Consider the following 4797-nt stretch of genomic DNA (forward strand, 5'->3'; position numbering starts at 1 on the left):
CGCCCCACCCGGCCGCCTTGCAGGGTCCCGCCGCGAGCCTGCGAGTGGTGGGGGGCCAGGGGGGTCCCTCAGGCGTTGACCACGACACCCAGTTCGGCCGGCACCGCCGCGTGCTCGGAGTGCGGCAGCACCCGCACGGTGTAGCCGAACGCGCCCGTCCGGGTCAACGGCACGGTGGCGGTGAACCAGTGCCGGGACCCCTCGGTGTTCTCGTGGGCCATCGGGACGGTGGTCACCTGGTGCAGCCCGTCGGCGTCGTCGACCCGGCCGAACGCGGCCTCGACGAGGACGTCGTGCGGCGTCAGCCCCGGCAGCTCCACCTCGGCGCGCAGGTCGATCCCCCCGCCGATCTCCGGGGTCTCCCCCACACCGGTCGCCTCCACGTGCGCCACCCGTACGCCGTGCCAGTTCTCCAGCACGTGCGACCGCCAGCTCGCCTCGCTGCGCGCCGCCTCGTAGCCGCCGTCGGCCATCGCCCGGGCCGCACCCGCGGCCGGCACGTACAGCTGCTCGACGTAGTCCTGCACCATCCGGGTGGCCTGCACCTTCGGCCCGGTCTCGCGCAGGGTGTCCCGGATCATCTCCACCCACCGGGTCGGGACGTCGTCGGTGTCGACCTCGTAGAAGCGCGGGAGCACCTGCCGGTCGAGCAGCTCGTAGATGGCCTGCGCCTCGACCTCGTCCCGCCGGTCGTGGTCGGAGACGCCGTCGGCGGTGGGGATGGCCCAGCCGTTCTGGCCGTCGAACCACTCGTCCCACCACCCGTCCCGGATGGAGAGGTTCAGCCCGCCGTTGAGCGCGGACTTCATGCCCGAGGTGCCGCAGGCCTCCAGCGGCCGGAGCGGGTTGTTCAGCCAGACGTCGCAGCCCCAGTACAGGTAGCGGGCCATGCCGATGTCGTAGTTGGGCAGGAACGCGATCCGGTGCCGGATCTCCGGGTCGTCGGCGAACTTCACCATCTGCTGGATGAGCTGCTTGCCGCCGTCGTCGGCGGGGTGGCTCTTGCCGGCGATGACGAGCTGGATCGGCCGCTCGTCGTCCAGCAGCAGCGCCTTGAGCCGCGCCGGGTCCTTGAGCATCAGCGTCAGCCGCTTGTAGGAGGGCACCCGCCGGGCGAAGCCGATGGTCAGCACGTCGGGGTCGAAGGCGGTCTCGGTCCAGCCCAGCTCGGCCTCGGCCGCCCCCCGGGACAGCGCGGTGGCGCGCACCCGGCGGCGGACCTCCTCGACCAGCCGCCCGCGCAGCAGCCGCCGGGTGCGCCACAGCGAGCCTGCGTCGATCCGGTCGACGCCGTCGAAGTGCACCTGGCCCCGCACCGTCGCCGGGTCGCCCTGGCTGGTGGTCTGGGTGCCCAGCTCGAGCAGCTCGCGGGCGGTCCAGGTCGGGGCGTGCACGCCGTTGGTGATGGCGCTGATCGGGACGTCGTCGGCGTCGAAGCCCGGCCACAGCGCGCCGAACATGTCCCGGCTGACGTGACCGTGCAGCTGGCTGACCCCGTTGGCCCGCTGCCCCAGCCGCAGGCCCATGTGCGCCATGTTGAACTTGCTCGGGTCCTCCTCGGCGCCCAGCGGCAGCAGCTGGTCCACCGGCACGCCGAAGCCGGCGAAGTACCGCTCGATCAGCGCCCGGGGGAACCGGTCGATGCCGGCGGGCACCGGGGTGTGGGTGGTGAACACCGTGCCGCCGCGCACGGCCTGCAGCGCCTCGCCGAAGGACAGGCCGTGGGACTCGGTCAGCTCGCGGATCCGCTCGACGCCCTGGAAGCCGGCGTGGCCCTCGTTGGCGTGGAAGACCTCGGGCTGCGGGGTCCCGGTCAGCGAGCAGAACGCCCGCACGGCGCGGACGCCGCCGATGCCCAGCAGCATCTCCTGCCGCAGCCGGTGGTCCTCTCCCCCGCCGTACAGCCGGTCGGTCACGCCGCGCTCGGCCGGGGCGTTCTCCTCGATGTCGCTGTCGAGCAGCAGCAGCGACACCCGACCGACCTGGGCCCGGTACACGTGGGCGGACAGCGTGCGCCCCTCCGGCAGCGGCACCGAGATGACCACCGCGGTGCGGTCGGGCTCCCGGAGCAGCTTCAGCGGCAGGCCGTGCGGGTCGAGCGCCGGGTAGTGCTCCAGCTGCCAGCCGTCCGGCGAGAGGCCCTGCGAGAAGTAGCCGGACCGGTAGAGCAGCCCGACGCCGATCAGCGGGACGCCGAGGTCGGAGGCGGCCTTGAGGTGGTCACCGGCCAGGATGCCCAGGCCGCCGGAGTACTGCGGCAGCACCTCGGTGATGCCGAACTCCGCGGAGAAGTAGGCGATCGAGGCCGGCGCCTCCGCGCCCAGCGACTGGTACCAGTGCGGCGCGTCCAGGTAGGTGCGCAGGTCCTCGGCGACGGCGTGCATGCGCCGCAGGAACTCCGGGTCCTCGGCCAGCGTGGCCAGCCGCTCGGCGGAGACCTCGCCGAGCACCTTCACCGGATCGCCCCCGCAGCTGTCCCACAGCTCGGGGTCGAGGGCCTCGAAGAGGTCGCGGGTCGCCCAGTGCCAGGACCAGCGCAGGTTGATGACCAGCTGCGACAACGGCCTCAGCGCCTCCGGCAGGGAGGCGCGGACGGTGAGTCTGCGGAGAGCTCGCATCCGCTGACCATAATCGTGACCGCGCTCACGCACAGGGTCCCCCGGGCAGCGGCCGTCCCCACCCGCCCGGCCGAGCAGGACCGCCGCCGACGTGTGAGCCGGTGGCCTTCTGGATAGCTTTGCCGCGATGACTGGCCGCCCTGACCTCCGCCTCGGCATCTCCGATGTCGCCCCCGTCGTGTCCTGCGGGTCCTTCTCGACCCGTGCCGTGGTCGGCGAGCACCTCCCGATCACCGCCACCGTGTTCCGCGAGGGCCACGACGCCGTGGCCGCCGACGTCGTGCTCACCCCGCCCGGCGGCGACCCCGCCACCCGCTCCCTGGTGCGGATGGTGCGGTTCGGGCCCGAACCCGATCGCTGGACGGCGACCGTCGTCCCCGACAGCGAGGGGCTGTGGACCTACCAGGTCGAGGCCTGGGACGACCCCCTCGGCACCTGGCACCACGACGTCGAGGTCAAGGTCGAGGCCGGCCAGGGCGCCGAGGAGCTGGCCAACGACCTGGAGTCCGGTGCCCGGCTGCTCGAGGAGGTCGCCGCGACCGCCCCCGCGGAGCACCGCGAGGCACTCACCGCCGCAGCCACCGCGCTGCGCGACACCTCGCTCGAGCTCACCGCCCGGATCGCCCCGGCGCTGTCCCCCTCGCTGCAGCGGGTCCTGCACGACCACCCGGTCCGCCGGCTGGTCACCGGCTCGCAGGTGTACGAGCTCTGGGTGGACCGTCCCCGTGCGCTCTACGGCTCCTGGTACGAGTTCTTCCCGCGCTCCGAGGGGCCGGTCGTCGGCGGCACGCCCACCCACGGGACCTTCGCGCAGGCCGCCGAGCGGCTGCCCGCCATCGCCGAGATGGCCTTCGACATCGTGTACCTGCCGCCGATCCACCCGATCGGGCACACCAACCGCAAGGGCAAGAACAACACCCTGGTCGCGCACGCCGACGACGTCGGCTCCCCCTGGGCGATCGGCAGCGAGGAGGGCGGACACGACGCCGTCCACCCGCAGTTGGGCACGCTGCAGGACTTCGAGGACTTCGTCGCCCGCACCCGCGAGCTGGGCATGGAGGTCGCGCTCGACCTCGCCCTGCAGGCGACGCCGGACCACCCCTGGGTCCGCGAGCACCCGGAGTGGTTCACCACCAAGCCCGACGGCACGATCGCCTACGCGGAGAACCCGCCGAAGAAGTACCAGGACATCTACCCGATCAACTTCGACAACGAGCCCGAGGGCCTCTACGCCGAGGTGCTGCGGGTCGTGCGGCACTGGATGGCCGCCGGTGTCCGGGTCTTCCGCGTCGACAACCCGCACACCAAGCCGCTGGACTTCTGGCACTGGCTGATCTGGGAGGTCAAGCGGACCGACCCGGACGTGCTGTTCCTCGCCGAGGCCTTCACCCGGCCGGCGATGATGCACCAGCTCGCCCGGGTCGGGTTCACCCAGAGCTACACCTACTTCACCTGGCGCACCGAGCGCTGGGAGCTGGAGGAGTACGGCCGTGAGCTGGCCGCGAGCGCGCACTACATGCGGCCCAACTTCTTCGTCAACACCCCGGACATCCTGCACGAGACGCTGCAGATCGGCGGGCCGCCGATGTTCAAGATCCGCGCGGTGCTCGCCTCGATGATGAGCCCGACCTGGGGCGTCTACTCCGGGTACGAGCTGTTCGAGCACGTCGGTCTGCGGCCGGGCAGCGAGGAGTACCTGGACACCGAGAAGTTCCAGCTGCGACCCCGCGACTGGGCCGCCGCCGAGGCCTCCGGCCGGACCCTGGCGCCCTACCTGCGCCGGCTCAACGAGATCCGCCGCGCCCACCCGGCGCTGCAGCAGGTGCGCACGCTGCGGTTCCACCCGACCGACAACGAGAACCTGCTCTGCTTCTCCAAGACCGATCCTGCGTCCGACGACGCGGTGCTCGTGGTCGTCTCGCTGAACAGCACGTACACGCAGATCGGTACGACGTCGCTGGACATGCCCGCCCTCGGGCTGGACTGGTCCGACCGGTTCGCCGTCACCGACGAGATCACCGGTGCGCACTACGACTGGGGCCAGTCCAACTACGTCGAGCTCGACCCCTACCGTGAACCCGCACACGTGTTCACCGTGCACCGCGCCCGGCGCACCCCCGTCCAGCCCGGCTGAACGACCCCTGATCACACCGCGCCGTCGCGACGGCGCGGTGTGATC

2 protein-coding genes are annotated in these 4797 nt (G+C 72.2%); one reads left to right on the forward strand and one right to left on the reverse strand.

The window, feature by feature from the left end:
- Positions 1-68: 68 nt before the first annotated feature.
- Positions 69-2618: an alpha-glucan family phosphorylase gene (glgP, locus tag FHL79_RS24610; protein ID WP_138761181.1), complete on the reverse strand. Its 2550-nt coding sequence runs from the start codon at positions 2616-2618 to the stop codon at positions 69-71.
- A 127-nt stretch (positions 2619-2745) separates the two neighbouring features.
- Between glgP and FHL79_RS24615 the strand changes: the two genes are divergently transcribed.
- Entirely contained in the window at positions 2746-4752 is a 2007-nt protein-coding gene (locus tag FHL79_RS24615; RefSeq protein ID WP_138761182.1) for an alpha-1,4-glucan--maltose-1-phosphate maltosyltransferase, read from the forward strand.
- The last annotated feature ends 45 nt before the right edge of the window (positions 4753-4797 follow it).

This window comes from Modestobacter altitudinis, assembly GCF_005930475.1.
Taxonomy (GTDB): Bacteria; Actinomycetota; Actinomycetes; order Mycobacteriales; family Geodermatophilaceae; genus Modestobacter; species Modestobacter altitudinis.